The organism is Pseudidiomarina homiensis, from assembly GCF_003987225.1.
GTDB classification, from domain to species: Bacteria; Pseudomonadota; Gammaproteobacteria; order Enterobacterales; family Alteromonadaceae; genus Pseudidiomarina; species Pseudidiomarina homiensis.
The window spans coordinates 340,312-354,281 of the sequence record NZ_PIPX01000002.1 but is presented as its reverse complement, the minus strand read 5'-3'; the positions used below and the strand labels follow the sequence as shown (position 1 = coordinate 354,281).

The window sequence follows — 13,970 nt, the reverse complement described above, 5'->3', positions numbered from 1 at the left end:
TGTTAGTCCTCCTTGATGGTAACGGCGATGCCATCACGCATGCGGACCAAACCATCAGCAACCACACGCTCACCCGGCTCAATTCCCGAAGTCACCTCGACGACGCCTGGTTTACGACGACCGATGGTGATTTGACGCTCATTTGCAATATTGTTTTCATCGACAACATAAACAAAGTGGCGAGTATCTAGAGGCACCACCGCACGTTCTGGCAGTTGCAATACGTCGTCGACACTGCGCAACAACTGCACCCGCAGCAACATCCCTGGACGCAATAGGCCTTCTTCATTAGGGACTTCGGCGCGAACCATAATAGAGCGTGTTAGCGGGTCAACACGTGAATCAATACTACGAATGATGCCGGTAAAGTCACGTTCTGGATAAGCACCACTGCGCGCCGTAACTTGTTGCCCCACCGCTAAGCTGGCAAAAAACAATTCCGGCACACTAAAGTCGAGTTTAATTGGCGTGATATCGTCTAGAGTCGTTATTTGCTCTCCGGGACTTACCAGCGAGCCGACACTGATCTGGCGAATACCTAGACGGCCGTCAAAGGGGGCCGTGATATACTTCTGTGCTAGTTGTGTTTCAGCAACTTCCAGCTCCGCAACAATTTCTTTAACCACCACATCTTGCGTTTCCACTTGTTGCGCTGAGGCGGCATTTTGCTTACGCAGGTCTTGTAACCGTTGATACTGTCGATTGGCTTCGGCAAGACGAAACTTGAGCTCTTGAACGCGAGCAAGTTCTTCACGAGCGTCGAGCTCAACCAATAAATCACCAGCTTCAACCGTTTGCCCATCGCTAAAGTGGACTGCCGTGACTTTTTCTTGGGTCTGCGCCGTAATCACCACCGACTCATTTGCCTGTGCTGTGCCTAGCGCTTCAATAATGTCGCGAAAAGGCTGAACCTTGGCTTCGGTAACTTTTACCGGAACGGCCTGTTGTTGCCTTTGTTCCTCGATAACAGGCTCATGAAAGAAGCTAAAATAGCCTGCCGCAACGACTAATAACAGAACCACCAATGTGATTGGATTAAAGAATTTTGCCACCGCCAGTTACTCCTTGAGGTGCGAGTGCTTTACGCAAAGAGCGCTCTTTGCTGTTCGATGTTTGCTGTTGGTTTAAAACAAATAGCGAACAGCAAATAGCAAACAACGCGCTTGTTAAAGTATGGCGTTATTGTAACGTGAGGATCATCGGCGGTAGCCCCGCTTACCGCCGAATCTTAGAGGTCTATCGCAAATCAACGATGATAAGCAGGGCTAAGCTTATGTACCGCTTCAATAAATGCCCCGGCGTGCTCAGGGTCAACTTCAGGATGGATTCCATGACCAAGGTTAAAAACATGCCCAGTGCCATGGCCGTAGCTAGCTAGAATAGTTGCCACTTCTTCTTCAATACGCGCTGGTGAGGCGTATAACATGCTTGGGTCCATATTGCCTTGCAAAGCCACTTTGTCTTGCACCAAGGCTCGGGCGGTTCCCATATCCGTGGTCCAGTCGACACCCAGTGCGTCAGCTCCTGTCGCTGCCATTTCCGGTAACCAGGCGCCGCCATTTTTAGTAAACAGTGTTACCGGCACCCGACGACCATCAGCTTCACGGGTCAAACCCTGCACGATTTGCTGCATGTAACGCAGCGAAAACTCACGGTAGTCCCGTGGGCTAAGAACGCCACCCCAGGTGTCGAAAATCATCACTGCCTGCGCGCCAGCGGCTATCTGAGCATTAAGGTAACTAGTTACCGACTGAGCAAGCTTGTCTAGTAGCATGTGCATCGCTTGCGGCTCAGCAAACATTAGCTTTTTCACCTGGCTGAAGTTCTTGGTACTACCACCCTCAACCATGTAAGTTGCTAACGTCCACGGACTGCCAGAAAAGCCAATTAACGGCACCTTGCCGTTTAGCTCACGACGAATCGTACGCACCGCATTCATCACATAGCCAAGTTCTTGTTCCGGGTCAGGAACACCCAACTTACTGATGGCAGCAAGATCGCGCACAGGGCGTTCAAACTTCGGCCCCTCGCCAGCTTCAAAATACAAACCCAAACCCATTGCATCAGGGATCGTCAAAATATCTGAAAACAGAATTGCAGCATCAAGCGGAAAGCGCCGCAGGGGTTGCAACGTCACTTCACAAGCAAGCTCAGCATTCTTACACAGCGCCATAAAGTCACCGGCTTGTTTACGCACTTCGCGATACTCCGGCAAATAACGTCCCGCTTGACGCATCATCCAAATAGGAGTGCGTTCAGTGGGTTCACGCAACAGCGCGCGTAAATACAGATCGTTTTGCAAAGTGCTCATGACGTTTGATTACCTATCTAGCTGGGCGACTTAAAAATGAAAGGCCGTATTCTACCAGCCTCAAGCAGAGGATTCTCGATCTATTTGCGCTTTTACGGCCTGGATCAAATTATGGGCAATGGTGCCGGGGAGTGGGATGTCAGGCAGTGCGTCAAAGCTGTACCAATCACCGTCTTCTAACTCAAATGGGTCAAAATGTAAGTCCCCAGCCGCCCATTCAGCAGTAAAGCCCATCATCAACGAATTCGGAAACGGCCATGGCTGACTGCAAACGTACTGCAGATTCTTCACTTCGATGCCGGCTTCTTCCATGACTTCACGGGCCAACGTTTGCTCAAGACTTTCACCAGCCTCAACAAAGCCTGCGAGCACCGAATACAAACCGGGACGGTGCCGCTCACCGCGTGCGAGCAAAATCTTATCGCCTTTGCGAATAGCCACGATAATGCACGGTGAAATGCGCGGGTAACAGCGATGCTGACAGGCGTGACACTGCATAGCTAATTCCCAGTCTACCGCCTGCATTCGCGTACCACACCGACCACAGTAGCGATGCGTAGTTAAAAATTCGGTCACTTGTTTGGCCCGCGACGCCATCATAAATAGCGCTTCATCCTGAGCTGCCACGAGTGGCCGCAGCGATTTAAATTCGCCCAGCGCACTAAACGCATCATCATTTAAGTCCGCTACCACCAGATAACAACTGCGTTCCCTTAACTCGCCCAACCAAACCACTTGATAATCATCAAGCTCGGGCATAGGTAAATCTTGCAGACGGCCATGGGGCGGTAGGTCATCATTATCGAGCGTTAGTTCACCTGCGGAGCAAATGAACCACCAAGCGGGTTCGTCTGCTGAGGGGCGTTGATAAGGTTTTGTCATAACAGCCATTTATCGGTAAAGTAAAAACTATTGACGTAAGCTTAACATCATCGGTAGATTGACGGTAAGCATAACACTAGGAGTAAGCCATGCTGAAGCGCCAACAAGAAGCCAAACAACGCTGGGGGGGAGCCCACAAAGCGGTGGATACATGGCTACATGAACGCCAAGCCTTGTTAATCGAGTATTTTAAACTCGCTGGGTTACCGCCTTATGAACGTGACAATCAAGCGCTTCCAGCCTTACCGGATATTCGCAGTTTCTGCGGTTTACTCATGGATTATGTGTCGGCTGGCCACTTTGAAGTGTACGAACAAATCATTTCAAACTGTCAAGATGCTCCTCAAGTTACCCAAGAACTTGCCGACGAAGTTTTCCCGCTCATCAGCGATACCACTGAAATCGCCTTAGACTTTAACGATCACTATGGCGATTTGGATGATGACAATCATCTTAATGGGTTTGACCGTGAACTCTCTTCGCTTGGCGAGGCATTAGAATTGCGTATGGAATTTGAAGACCGACTACTTCATGCGCTGGAGCAGTACCGCTTACTCTAAACAAAAACGCCGCTCCCAAGAGCGGCGTTTTTAGTTAAGCATTGCGAGCGACTTACTCGCCGCCTTCAGCTTCAACTTCAACGTCAGCTTTTGGTTGCTCAGGTTTATCTTTAACGTCGATCAGCTCAACTTCAAAGATTAGGGTGGATTTCGGCGGGATAGTACCACCACCTACTTCGCGATCACCATACGCAAGTTCTGGTGGAATAACGAAGCGGAACTTATCACCCACGCTCATCAACTGAACGCCTTCAGTCCAACCAGGAATAACGCGATTCAGTGGGAATACTGCTGGCTCGCCACGCTCAATTGAGCTGTCGAAAACAGTACCGTCGACTAAGGTGCCCTCGTAATGAACTTCGACGATATCCTCAGCAACTGGCTGCTTGCCACCTTCTTCACCTTCTGCAAGGATTTCATACTGTAACCCAGACTCAGTCACCATTACGCCCTCTTTCTGGGCATTCTCGGCGCGATAAGCGTCACCTTCGGCCTTGGATTCAGCTCCTAAGGTAGCGGTCTTGGTTTCGGTATACTGCTGCTGCATCGCAGTCAACAATTGCTCGGTTTCTTCTTCGGTCAGCTTTGACGTGTCCTTAAGTGAGTCAACAAACCCAGCGATCACCAAGTTACGGTCAAGCACCATGTCCATTTTGTCTTGTTCATCAAGGTTGTTACCGACAAAGGTGCCCACTGAAGCGCCCAATGCATAAGCCATCTTCGCTTGCTCTTCGGTCGGAGCTTTCTCGCTGACCGGATAAGCTTCTTGCTTTTCTTGCGTACACCCTGTGATGGCAAGGGCAACAAGACTAACCGCAAAGGTTTTCTTTAAATAACTCATTCCTTTCTACTCCAAGATTGAATTCTTGCTGTTAACAAGGTCTAATGCGTTGCATTCCTATACTACACATAAACAGGGGCCTTTGCCTATGCCTGAGCAACACTCTGACACAATCCTCACACAACTGGCTGATCTCGAGAGTCGCATGGCGTTTCAAGACGACACCATTGAAACACTTAACCAACTTGTCATTCAGCAATCGGACCAGCTCCATCGTCTCGAACATAAAATGAAGTTGTTAGGGCAACGCTTGCAACAACTGCAAGAGCGCAGTGACGACCAACAGGCCAACGATCCAGCCGACGAAGTCCCGCCGCACTACTAAGCTGTAACGGTTAGCGTACATTCTCGGCGCTTACTTGACCCCAGTCTTCTGACCCCGTATAACAATCATTCTACTTTTACGGAGTCACTATGTCGGTTAAACATCCAATCATTGCGGTAACCGGTTCGTCGGGGGCGGGAACGACCACGACCAGCCAGGCCTTGCGCCACATATTCCGCTCACAGCACATTAGTGCAGCCTGTGTCGAAGGTGATAGTTTTCATCGCTATTCGCGCCCAGAAATGGATGTTGCCATTCGTAAAGCACAAGAACAGGGCCGTCATATCAGTTATTTTGGTCCTGAGGCTAATGACTTTGATCGTTTAGAAGCATTGTTCCGTGAATACGGTGAGTGCGGTAACGGTGAAGTACGTCGTTATCTCCATAGTTTTGACGACGCCGTCCCTTATCATCAAATGCCAGGGACTTTTACCCCTTGGGAAGCCCTGCAAGCTGACACCGACCTGCTGTTTTACGAGGGGCTGCACGGCGGGGTTAAAACCGCAGAGCACGATGTTGCCAAGTATGTGGACCTGCTGATTGGCATGGTACCGATCGTCAACTTAGAGTGGATTCAGAAGCTGTTGCGCGATACCGCTGAACGGGGACACAGCCGAGAAGCGGTCACGCAAAGCATCGTCCGCAGTATGGAAGACTACATTCACCATATTGTGCCGCAGTTTTCCCGCACGCATATCAACTTTCAGCGGGTGCCAACCGTTGATACCTCAAACCCCTTCAGTGCGAAAGATATTCCGTCGTTGGATGAGAGTTTTGTGGTGATTCGTTTTCGTGGCATGCGCAACGTCAACTTTCCCTACTACCTGCAAATGATCGACGGCGCATTTATGTCACGCATGAACACGTTAGTGGTTCCCGGTGGCAAAATGGTATTTGCAATGGAGCTTATTTTAGCACCGTTGATCGAAGAAATGATGTTCGCCAAGCAGCACGGCGGGAAACCTGGCTGGCTGAAAAGCTAAGCTTCGAGCAGCCAGCTCCCCTGCCACTCCGCACCTTGGTCGTGCGCCAGTAGTGGCGTAATAAAGTCCATGATCGTCGCCATTTGCTGCACCACTCCATATGGCGGGTTCACAAATAACATGCCACAACCATTCATTTTGCTTGGGTCTTGCGCAGTACGAACGAGCATATCGGTACAATAGACTTTGCTGACCGTCGTTAAGTCCGCAATCTGCTGTTGAAATTCACTCACCGCTACTGGGTCTTTGATCGGATACCACACAACGTAGCTGCCATTAGCCCAACGTTTTGTACCTTCACGCAACGCTTGCACCACTTGAGCAAATTCGTCACGTTGCTCGAACGGCGGATCGATTAGTACCATACCCCGCTTGATCGGTGGTGGCGTCAACGCCTTTAGTGCAGCATAACCATTACGCTCGGCTTCCACATGAATGGTTCCGTTGTGGGGGAAATCATTGGCGACGTTTTCACTAAGTTCTTTTGCATCAGCAGGGTGAAGCTCGCATAACGTCAGCATGTCTTGCTGACGTAATTGCAGGGCTGCTAAGTAGGGCGAACCAGGATACCACCGCAAATCGGCGCCTTGATTCAGTTGCCGAACGGCATCTAAATAACCCACAATTTCGGCCGGTGGATTGGCTGCCGCCAGCACTTTGGCGATACCTTGTTGCCATTCGCCAGTTTTCGTTGCTTGCTCTCCCAGAAGGTCATACATACCAAGACCAGCATGGGTGTCGAGCAACCAAAAGGGCTTGTCTTTTTGCTGCAAATAAGACAAACACGCCCATTGTAGGGCGTGTTTCATCACGTCAGCAAAGTTACCAGCATGATAGCTGTGGCGGTAATTCATTGCGGTAACTTAATCAGCTTGCTCAATGCTGAAACTATGGGTCATAGTGACCGATGCTTCGAGCATTTTCGCCACCGAGCAGTATTTTTCTGCCGACAGTTGCACCGCGCGCTCAACGTGCTTCTCGGCAACGTCACGCCCAGTCACCACAAAGTGCAAATGGATCTTAGTAAAGACTGCAGGTACCGCGTCAGCCCGCTCGCCATTAACTTCACAACGCACCGCAGTTACGTCTTGGCGGGCTTTCTCGAGAATACTCACCACGTCAACGGACGAGCAGCCGCCGGCAGCAGCAAGCACCAACTCCATCGGTGATGCTGCTGCGGTTTTGTTCCCGTCCATCTGCACGCTTTGGCCCGAACCTGTCGTTGCGGTAAAGACCAGGTCGTTTTGCCACTGCACGTTTGCTTGCATTGCTGCAGCCATACGTTAGCCCTCGCTCTTGTCGAAGTGCAGACCAGGCGCAGTCTTCTCTGGCATCGTTACCCGCTCAGCCTCAACCGACGCAACTGGGTACGCACAGTAATCGGCGGCATAGTAAGCGCTAGCGCGGTGGTTACCACTTGCGCCAATACCGCCAAATGGTGCCGCACTGCTGGCACCGGTAATAGGTTTATTCCAATTAACGATACCTGCGCGAATGCGTTTGAAAAAGTAGCGGTAGGTGCTTTCTTCATCACACAAGATACCTGCAGATAAACCAAAGCTGGTGTTGTTGGCTTCTTTAATTGCTGCGTCAAAATCGGTGTAGCGATAAACCTTCAGCAACGGTCCGAAGTGCTCAATATCCGGCATTTTTTCAACATTGGTGACATCTAAGATACCTGGCGTTACAAAACCAAGGTTATGGTCTTTTTGTTGCATACGTAACAACACACTAGCACCGGCGTCGGCAAGATCATTTTGCGCTTTCACCATGTCGTTCGCGGCTTTTGCGGAAATCATGGCGCCCATAAACGGCTGCGGGTCAGCGGCATAATCACCAACCTCAATCTGCTTGGTAACCTCAAGCAAACGCTCAAGAATCGCGTCGCCGTTTGCGCTACGTTCAATAAATAAGCGTCGTGCGCAGGTGCAGCGTTGCCCCGAAGTAATGAACGCCGATTGCACGATGTCATGCACTGCACCTTCAATGTCTTCAACATCCTTGACGATCAACGGGTTGTTACCGCCCATTTCAAGCGCCAGAATTTTATCTGGGCGTCCGGCAAATTGTTTATGCAGCAAGTGCCCGGTTGTCGATGAACCGGTAAAGAACAAGCCATCGATTTGCGGATGCGCAGACAAGGCTTTACCGGTATCCACCAGGCCTTGTACGAGATTAATAACCCCGGCCGGAATACCTGCTTTTTCCCAAAGCTTAACGGTAAATTCGGCCACTTTTGGCGTCATTTCACTCGGTTTGAAGACAACGGTGTTTCCGGCTAACAGCGATGGTACGATGTGCCCGTTAGGTAAGTGTCCTGGGAAGTTATAGGGTCCATAAACGGCCACCACACCATGTGGTTTGTGGCGAATAAACGCCTTACCCGCAGGCATAGGGTTTTCAACGGTACCGGTGCGCTCGTGATACGCGCGCTCAGAAATAGCGACTTTACCAATCATTGCGCCAACTTCAGTGAGCGTTTCCCACACTGGCTTGCCGGTTTCTTCAGCAATAATCTGGGCAAACTCTTGCTTGTTTTCTTCGAGTAATTCGGCAAACTTCTTGCAGATCGCAAGGCGCTCATCAAACTCACGCTCCGCCCAATCGACGAACGCTTCTCGTGCCGCAAGAATCGCCGCTTCGACCTGTGCCTCTGTGGCACAACGACCTTGCCATACCACTTCGTCACGCGCTGGGTTTATCGATTTAAATTCATCACCTTCACCAGTGACCCACTGGCCACCGATATATAAATTCTGTTCAGACATCTTAAGCTCCTTGTTTTTCAAGCAACAAAGCTAGAGTGCAACGCAACGCGTTGCATCGCCCTCGGCTAGGCGCAAGGCTTGCGCTGCAGCAGGACTAATGAGTAAATAATCACCTTGAATTTCGACGTCAGCTTGTCCGGCACGGAAATCACTCACCCGCGTATTGCAAACAATAAAACGTTGCGCTTTATCGGCACTCGGCTCACCAATGCGAACATGCAGACGGCGACTCTCGCGAACACTTTTGATATTGGCAACTTCAACTTCAACGGTCGGTCCCGCATCAAAAATATCCACATAACCGCGGAAACGGAAACCCTCGTTTTCAAGCATCCGCAAAGCCGGGCGGGTATTTTCATGGACTTTGCCAATAACCGCTTGCGCTTCAGGTTCGAGCATTTTTACGTAGAGCGGAAAAGTCGGCATGAGTTCAGCGACAAAGGCCTTCTCGCCAATACCCGTTAAGTAATCGGCTTGATTAAAGTCCATGTTGAAGAAGTGTTTTTCCAGCCAACCCCAAAATGGCGATTCGCCGTTTTCATTCGAAACACCGCGCATTTCAGCAATCGCAAACTGGCTAAAACGCTCACGAAATTCCGCCATAAACAACATGCGGAACCGCGACAGCACACGACCGTTTTGATTTTTCCGGAAAGGCTCCCGCAAAAATAGTGTGCACAACTCACTGACACCGGTGTAATCGTTGCACAGCGTGAGTGTTTCTAACGCGTTGTAGACGTCGAGGCTTTTCGAGTGGTGAACGACTTTACCGAGGCGGTAGTGATAAAACGCTTCAGTTAAACCCACCGCGGCTTCAATGCCACTGCAACCCACTACTTCGCCTGTTTCGGTGTCTTCCATGACGAAAAGGTAGCCTTCTTCGCCAGGCTCACTCACATGGTCACGCGCAAAAGCCTCTTGTGCTCGAGCAATGCGACGCTTCAATAAGCCTTCATCTACCGGTAATGAAGTGAAGCCATAACCTGACTCCACTGCACACGTATAGAGTGCCGCATAATCCTGCGGCGTGATCGGACGTACCACTAACATAAGGGCTCCGTCGTCTTAACCGACGATCTTGGCGATCGCTTTCTCAAAACGCGCTAAACCTTCTAACACGTCAGCTTCAGGGATAATCAACGATGGCGTAAAGCGCACCACGCTTGGCCCTGCGACAAGCACCATAACGCCCTCATCAGCGCCAGCATTAAGGAAGTCACGTGCTTTACCAGCGTATTCCTCGGTCAGCTCGGCACCAATAAGTAATCCTTTGCCGCGGATGTCTTGGAAAATACCGTAGCGCTGGTTGATTTCGGCTAGTTTGCTTTTGAAGAGTTCTTCACGTGCTTGCACGCCGGCGAGTACTTCATCGGTGTGCACCACGTCGAATACAGCTTCGGCAACTGCACAGGCAAGCGGGTTACCGCCGTAGGTACTACCATGCGTGCCTGGCTTCAAGTGCTCGGCAATTTCAGCAGTAGTCAGCATTGCGCCAATCGGGAAGCCGCCACCAAGCGATTTCGCTGATGCCAAAATATCAGGCGTGACGCCAAGCTGCTGGTAAGCATAGAGGCTACCGGTGCGACCGAAGCCAGTTTGTACTTCATCAAAAATCAACAGTGCGTTGTATTTGTCACAAAGCTCGCGAACACCTTTCACAAACTCTGCATCTGGGCTAATCACACCACCCTCACCTTGCAGTGGCTCCATCATCACCGCACAGGTTTTATCTGACATTTGCGCTTCCAGCGCAGCCAGATCGTTGTAGTCAACGTGCTCAATTGCACCTGGCTTCGGGCCGAAACCATCAGAGTAAGCAGGCTGACCGCCAACCGTAACGGTAAAAAACGTACGGCCGTGGAAGCCCTTGGTAAATGCAATAATTTGATTCTTATCAGCGCCGTGCTTATCCAACGCCCAGCGACGTGCCAGCTTCAACGCTGCTTCGTTCGCTTCAGCACCTGAGTTGGCAAAGTAAACGCGATCGGCGAAGGTTGCATCGGTCAACTTTTTCGCCAAGCGAATGGCCGGTTCATTGGTGAACACGTTGCTTAGGTGCCACAATTTATTACCTTGCTCAGTCAACGCGTTGACCATCGCCGGATGACAATGACCTAGGCAGTTCACGGCAATACCACCCGCGAAATCGATGTATTCTTTGCCTTCTTGATCCCAAACGCGCGAACCTTCGCCTTTCACTGGGATCATTTTCGCTGGGTTGTAATTCGGTACCATCACGTCATCAAAAGTAGCGCGGGTAACTTTCATGTGTTCTGCCATAAATTCCTCTCATTCGGATTCATATACGGGGATTTGAGTGGCCGTATTATGGCAGAAATTTACCCAATTGTCGTGGCTGAAGAGCAGAAAAAACAGGCGTTTCAGCTTGTTGCGTTAAGCTTGCGCAGATGATGCATAACTATGCATAAGGTGTGAGAATTACTGAATAGTTAACGCGGAGAAGTGGCGCAAAATTGTACAAAATTTTGCAAAACCTGATGACCAAATTCGGTTTCGATCGCTTCGGGATGGTATTGCACTCCCCAAATCGGCAGTGTTTTGTGATGCATCGCCATGATTTCATGTGGCGTATCGGTCGTCCAAGCATCAACGACCAAGGTCTCTGGTAATGACGTCGGTTCCACCACTAAGGAATGATAGCGAGCAACGCGAAACGATGGTGGCAGCCCAGCCATCAGGCCCTGATTATGGTGGTGCAACAATGACGTTTTGCCATGCATAATTTGACGCGCGCGGACAACTTGTGCACCAAAAGCTTGGCCAATAGCTTGATGACCAAGACAAACCCCAAGCAATGGCAACTTGCCTGCGAAACGACGAATAACCTCAAGGGTGATCCCCGCCTCGTTGGGTGTGCAAGGACCAGGTGACAGGACAATGCCAGTGAGTGGTAGTTGTGCGATGTCATCGACCGTGATGGCATCGTTACGGACGACCATCACTTCACATTCCAACTCGCGTAGATAACGCACAACATTGTGCGTAAACGAGTCGTAGTTGTCGATCATTAGCAGCATACTGCGACTCGTTGTTTACTTAGCGCGGACGGGGAACAAAACCAACTACGTCATATACTTTTCGCAAGGTTTCCGCGGCATGAGCACTGGCTTGATCGGCGCCTTTTGCCATCACCTCGTTCAAAAAGTCCATGTTATTACGATAGTCGTGATAACGCTGCTGGATGGGCTCTAGCATTGCCACGACAGCTTCGGCAGTGTCGGTTTTCAAATGGCCATACATTTTATCTTCATAGGCCGGCACGAGGTCTGCGATGGGCGTGCCAGTGGCCGCCGACAGAATCGACAACAAGTTCGATACCCCAGGTTTCTCTTCAACATCGAAGTAAATGCGCGCTTGCTCGTCAGAATCGGTGACCGCACGCTTAAGCTTCTTGGTAATTTTCTTTGGCTCTTCAAGCAGGCCAATAAAGTTATTGGGGTTCTCATCCGACTTTGACATTTTCTTCAGCGGATCTTGCAAACTCATCACCCGAGCGCCCACTTCAGGAATGAACGGGTCAGGAATGGTGAACACATCGCCGTAGATGTTATTGAAACGCGTCGCAACGTCGCGGGCGAGTTCCAAATGTTGCTTCTGATCGTTACCGACTGGTACTTGGTTGGCTTGGTACAACAAAATATCTGCGGCCATCAAAGCTGGGTAAGTAAACAAGCCAGCGTTGATATTGTGCGCATGACGATCCGACTTATCTTTGAACTGCGTCATACGGTTGAGCTCGCCCATTTGGGTGTAGCAGTTCAGTACCCATGCCAATTGCGCATGCTCTGGCACATGCGATTGTACGAAGATGGTGCTCTTGTCAGGATCCAAACCACACGCCATGTACAGAGCAAGTCCATCTAAAGTTGCTTCACGCAGCTTTTCTGGCTCTTGGCGCACCGTAATCGCATGCAAGTCCACCAGCATAAACCGGCAGTCATGAGTCTCTTGCATACGTACCCACTGGCGTAGCGCACCAATGTAGTTACCAATCGAAAGTTGTCCAGATGGCTGACAGCCGCTTAATACAATGGGTTGACTCATGATAATTTCCGTTACTTCACTTATTTTAATTAACTTTGGCAAGCTCGGCGCGCATTTCGGTAATCACCTGCGCATAGTCGGCTTGATTGAAAATGGCCGAGCCGGCGACAAACATATCAGCGCCTGCAGCCGCGATTTCGGCAATGTTATCGGTTTTCACGCCACCGTCAATTTCCAGACGAATGTCAAAGCCACTGGCATCAATACGCTGCCGCGCTTCACGCAGTTTATCGAGCGTTGCTGGGATAAACTTTTGACCGCCAAAGCCCGGATTAACCGACATTAAGAGCACCACGTCGATCTTGTCCATCACATAATCAAGGTAATGCAATGGCGTTGCTGGGTTAAAGACTAAGCCCGCCTTACAACCGTGGTCGCGAATTTGTTGCAAACAGCGATCAACATGTGTTGCTGCTTCTGGATGAAAGGTAATGATCGAAGCGCCAGCGTTAGCGAACTCATCGATCATACGCTCCACCGGCTGGACCATTAAGTGCACGTCAATGGGTGCACTGATACCGTAGTCGCGGAGCGCCTTACATACCATCGGCCCAATCGTTAGATTCGGCACGAAATGATTATCCATCACATCAAAGTGCACCATATCAGCACCGGCTTTAAGTACCGCGTCAACTTCTTCGCCCAGCCGCGCAAAATCTGCGGACAAAATAGAAGGTGCGATAAGGAAATCTGCCATAATGTTCTCCGATGCTGTGAAGATGAACCAACTGCGACGCAAGCTGCGTAGAAAGTGCACTAGTGTACCAGACCTAAGAGCGCTTGCCAGCGAAAAAAATGCGCTAAAGCGCTTGGCAACAGCACCTATTTGCTGCTAAATTGTACGTAATTCACACAATTTGTGTAGGAGTGTCGAACGTGACAATGCACGTTGCTAAAACCACCATACAGAAAGCAAAACAGCACAAGAAAGCCGTTTCGGGATTCTTGGTGGCTGGCTTATTTGTATCGATGGCGATGTTTAGTAATGACGGCACTGGTTCAATCACCACTTCCGAAGAAGCATGCAAGCAACTGCTCAACAACGCTGAGCAACCAACCGCTGTGCAGCAATGTGTTAGCGCTCAGCCAGCAAAAGATTTAAGCTGGGCGAGTTGGTTCGGTGGTGGTAGTCGTTCAACCCAGTTTCACTTCCTCGATTTGTTCGAGCTGCTATTTGGCAGTAACGAGCAACAATCTAATCAATACGGCAGCAGCAAGAAAGTTAGTCTCTAAGT

16 protein-coding genes are annotated in these 13,970 nt (G+C 50.2%); 4 read left to right on the top strand and 12 right to left on the bottom strand.

What is annotated here, in order from left to right; genetic code table 11:
• Positions 1-2 precede the first annotated feature (2 nt).
• The 3 genes from CWI70_RS10690 to nudC all read right to left on the bottom strand — a co-directional run bounded on the left by CWI70_RS10690 (position 3) and on the right by nudC (position 3,193).
• Positions 3-1,052, bottom strand: coding sequence for an efflux RND transporter periplasmic adaptor subunit (locus CWI70_RS10690; protein ID WP_241967886.1), 1,050 nt, complete (start codon positions 1,050-1,052; stop codon positions 3-5).
• Positions 1,053-1,246: 194 nt separating this feature from the next.
• Positions 1,247-2,311 carry a uroporphyrinogen decarboxylase gene (hemE, locus tag CWI70_RS10685; RefSeq protein WP_126773564.1) on the bottom strand — a complete coding sequence of 355 codons (1,065 nt, stop codon included), beginning with the start codon at positions 2,309-2,311 and terminating at the stop codon, positions 1,247-1,249.
• A 60-nt stretch (positions 2,312-2,371) separates the two neighbouring features.
• Entirely contained in the window at positions 2,372-3,193 is an 822-nt protein-coding gene (nudC, locus tag CWI70_RS10680; protein ID WP_126773562.1) for an NAD(+) diphosphatase, read from the bottom strand.
• A gap of 89 nt (positions 3,194-3,282) precedes the next feature.
• On the opposite strand from nudC, the gene rsd reads away from it, so the two are divergent.
• Positions 3,283-3,753: a sigma D regulator gene (rsd, locus tag CWI70_RS10675; protein ID WP_126773560.1), complete on the top strand. Its 471-nt coding sequence runs from the start codon at positions 3,283-3,285 to the stop codon at positions 3,751-3,753.
• Positions 3,754-3,805: 52 nt separating this feature from the next.
• Here rsd and fkpA read toward each other — a convergent pair whose 3' ends face one another.
• Entirely contained in the window at positions 3,806-4,594 is a 789-nt protein-coding gene (gene fkpA / locus CWI70_RS10670; RefSeq protein ID WP_126773558.1) for an FKBP-type peptidyl-prolyl cis-trans isomerase, read from the bottom strand.
• A gap of 88 nt (positions 4,595-4,682) precedes the next feature.
• Between fkpA and CWI70_RS10665 the strand changes: the two genes are divergently transcribed.
• Both CWI70_RS10665 and CWI70_RS10660 read left to right on the top strand, forming a co-directional pair.
• The gene (locus tag CWI70_RS10665; protein ID WP_126773556.1) at positions 4,683-4,919 is read left to right on the top strand and encodes a SlyX family protein; all 237 of its coding nucleotides are present in this window, start codon (positions 4,683-4,685) and stop codon (positions 4,917-4,919) included.
• 89 nt (positions 4,920-5,008) lie between these two features.
• A complete protein-coding gene (locus CWI70_RS10660) occupies positions 5,009-5,902 on the top strand; it encodes a phosphoribulokinase (protein WP_126773554.1) in 894 nt (297 codons plus the stop codon).
• Here CWI70_RS10660 and CWI70_RS10655 read toward each other — a convergent pair.
• The 8 genes from CWI70_RS10655 to rpe form a co-directional block, all read right to left on the bottom strand.
• Positions 5,899-6,756, bottom strand: coding sequence for a 23S rRNA (adenine(2030)-N(6))-methyltransferase RlmJ (locus CWI70_RS10655; protein ID WP_126773552.1), 858 nt, complete (start codon positions 6,754-6,756; stop codon positions 5,899-5,901). The two genes, CWI70_RS10660 and CWI70_RS10655, sit on opposite strands and share 4 nt — an antisense overlap.
• A 9-nt stretch (positions 6,757-6,765) precedes the next feature.
• Entirely contained in the window at positions 6,766-7,170 is a 405-nt protein-coding gene (locus CWI70_RS10650; RefSeq protein ID WP_126773719.1) for an OsmC family protein, read from the bottom strand.
• Positions 7,171-7,185: 15 nt separating this feature from the next.
• Positions 7,186-8,670 carry a succinylglutamate-semialdehyde dehydrogenase gene (gene astD, locus CWI70_RS10645; RefSeq protein ID WP_126773550.1) on the bottom strand — a complete coding sequence of 495 codons (1,485 nt, stop codon included), beginning with the start codon at positions 8,668-8,670 and terminating at the stop codon, positions 7,186-7,188.
• 30 nt (positions 8,671-8,700) lie between these two features.
• Positions 8,701-9,720 carry an arginine N-succinyltransferase gene (gene astA, locus CWI70_RS10640; protein WP_126773548.1) on the bottom strand — a complete coding sequence of 340 codons (1,020 nt, stop codon included), beginning with the start codon at positions 9,718-9,720 and terminating at the stop codon, positions 8,701-8,703.
• A 15-nt stretch (positions 9,721-9,735) separates the two neighbouring features.
• Positions 9,736-10,938 (bottom strand): aspartate aminotransferase family protein, encoded by a 1,203-nt coding sequence (locus CWI70_RS10635; RefSeq protein ID WP_126773717.1) that lies wholly within the window; start codon positions 10,936-10,938, stop codon positions 9,736-9,738.
• A 182-nt stretch (positions 10,939-11,120) separates the two neighbouring features.
• Entirely contained in the window at positions 11,121-11,708 is a 588-nt protein-coding gene (locus CWI70_RS10630; RefSeq protein ID WP_126773546.1) for an anthranilate synthase component II, read from the bottom strand.
• A gap of 19 nt (positions 11,709-11,727) precedes the next feature.
• Positions 11,728-12,735 (bottom strand): tryptophan--tRNA ligase, encoded by a 1,008-nt coding sequence (gene trpS / locus CWI70_RS10625; RefSeq protein WP_126773544.1) that lies wholly within the window; start codon positions 12,733-12,735, stop codon positions 11,728-11,730.
• Between the two features lie 25 nt (positions 12,736-12,760).
• Positions 12,761-13,432 (bottom strand): ribulose-phosphate 3-epimerase, encoded by a 672-nt coding sequence (rpe, locus tag CWI70_RS10620; RefSeq protein WP_126773542.1) that lies wholly within the window; start codon positions 13,430-13,432, stop codon positions 12,761-12,763.
• Between the two features lie 179 nt (positions 13,433-13,611).
• On the opposite strand from rpe, the gene CWI70_RS10615 reads away from it, so the two are divergent.
• A complete protein-coding gene (locus CWI70_RS10615) occupies positions 13,612-13,968 on the top strand; it encodes a hypothetical protein (RefSeq protein WP_126773540.1) in 357 nt (118 codons plus the stop codon).
• The last annotated feature ends 2 nt before the right edge of the window (positions 13,969-13,970 follow it).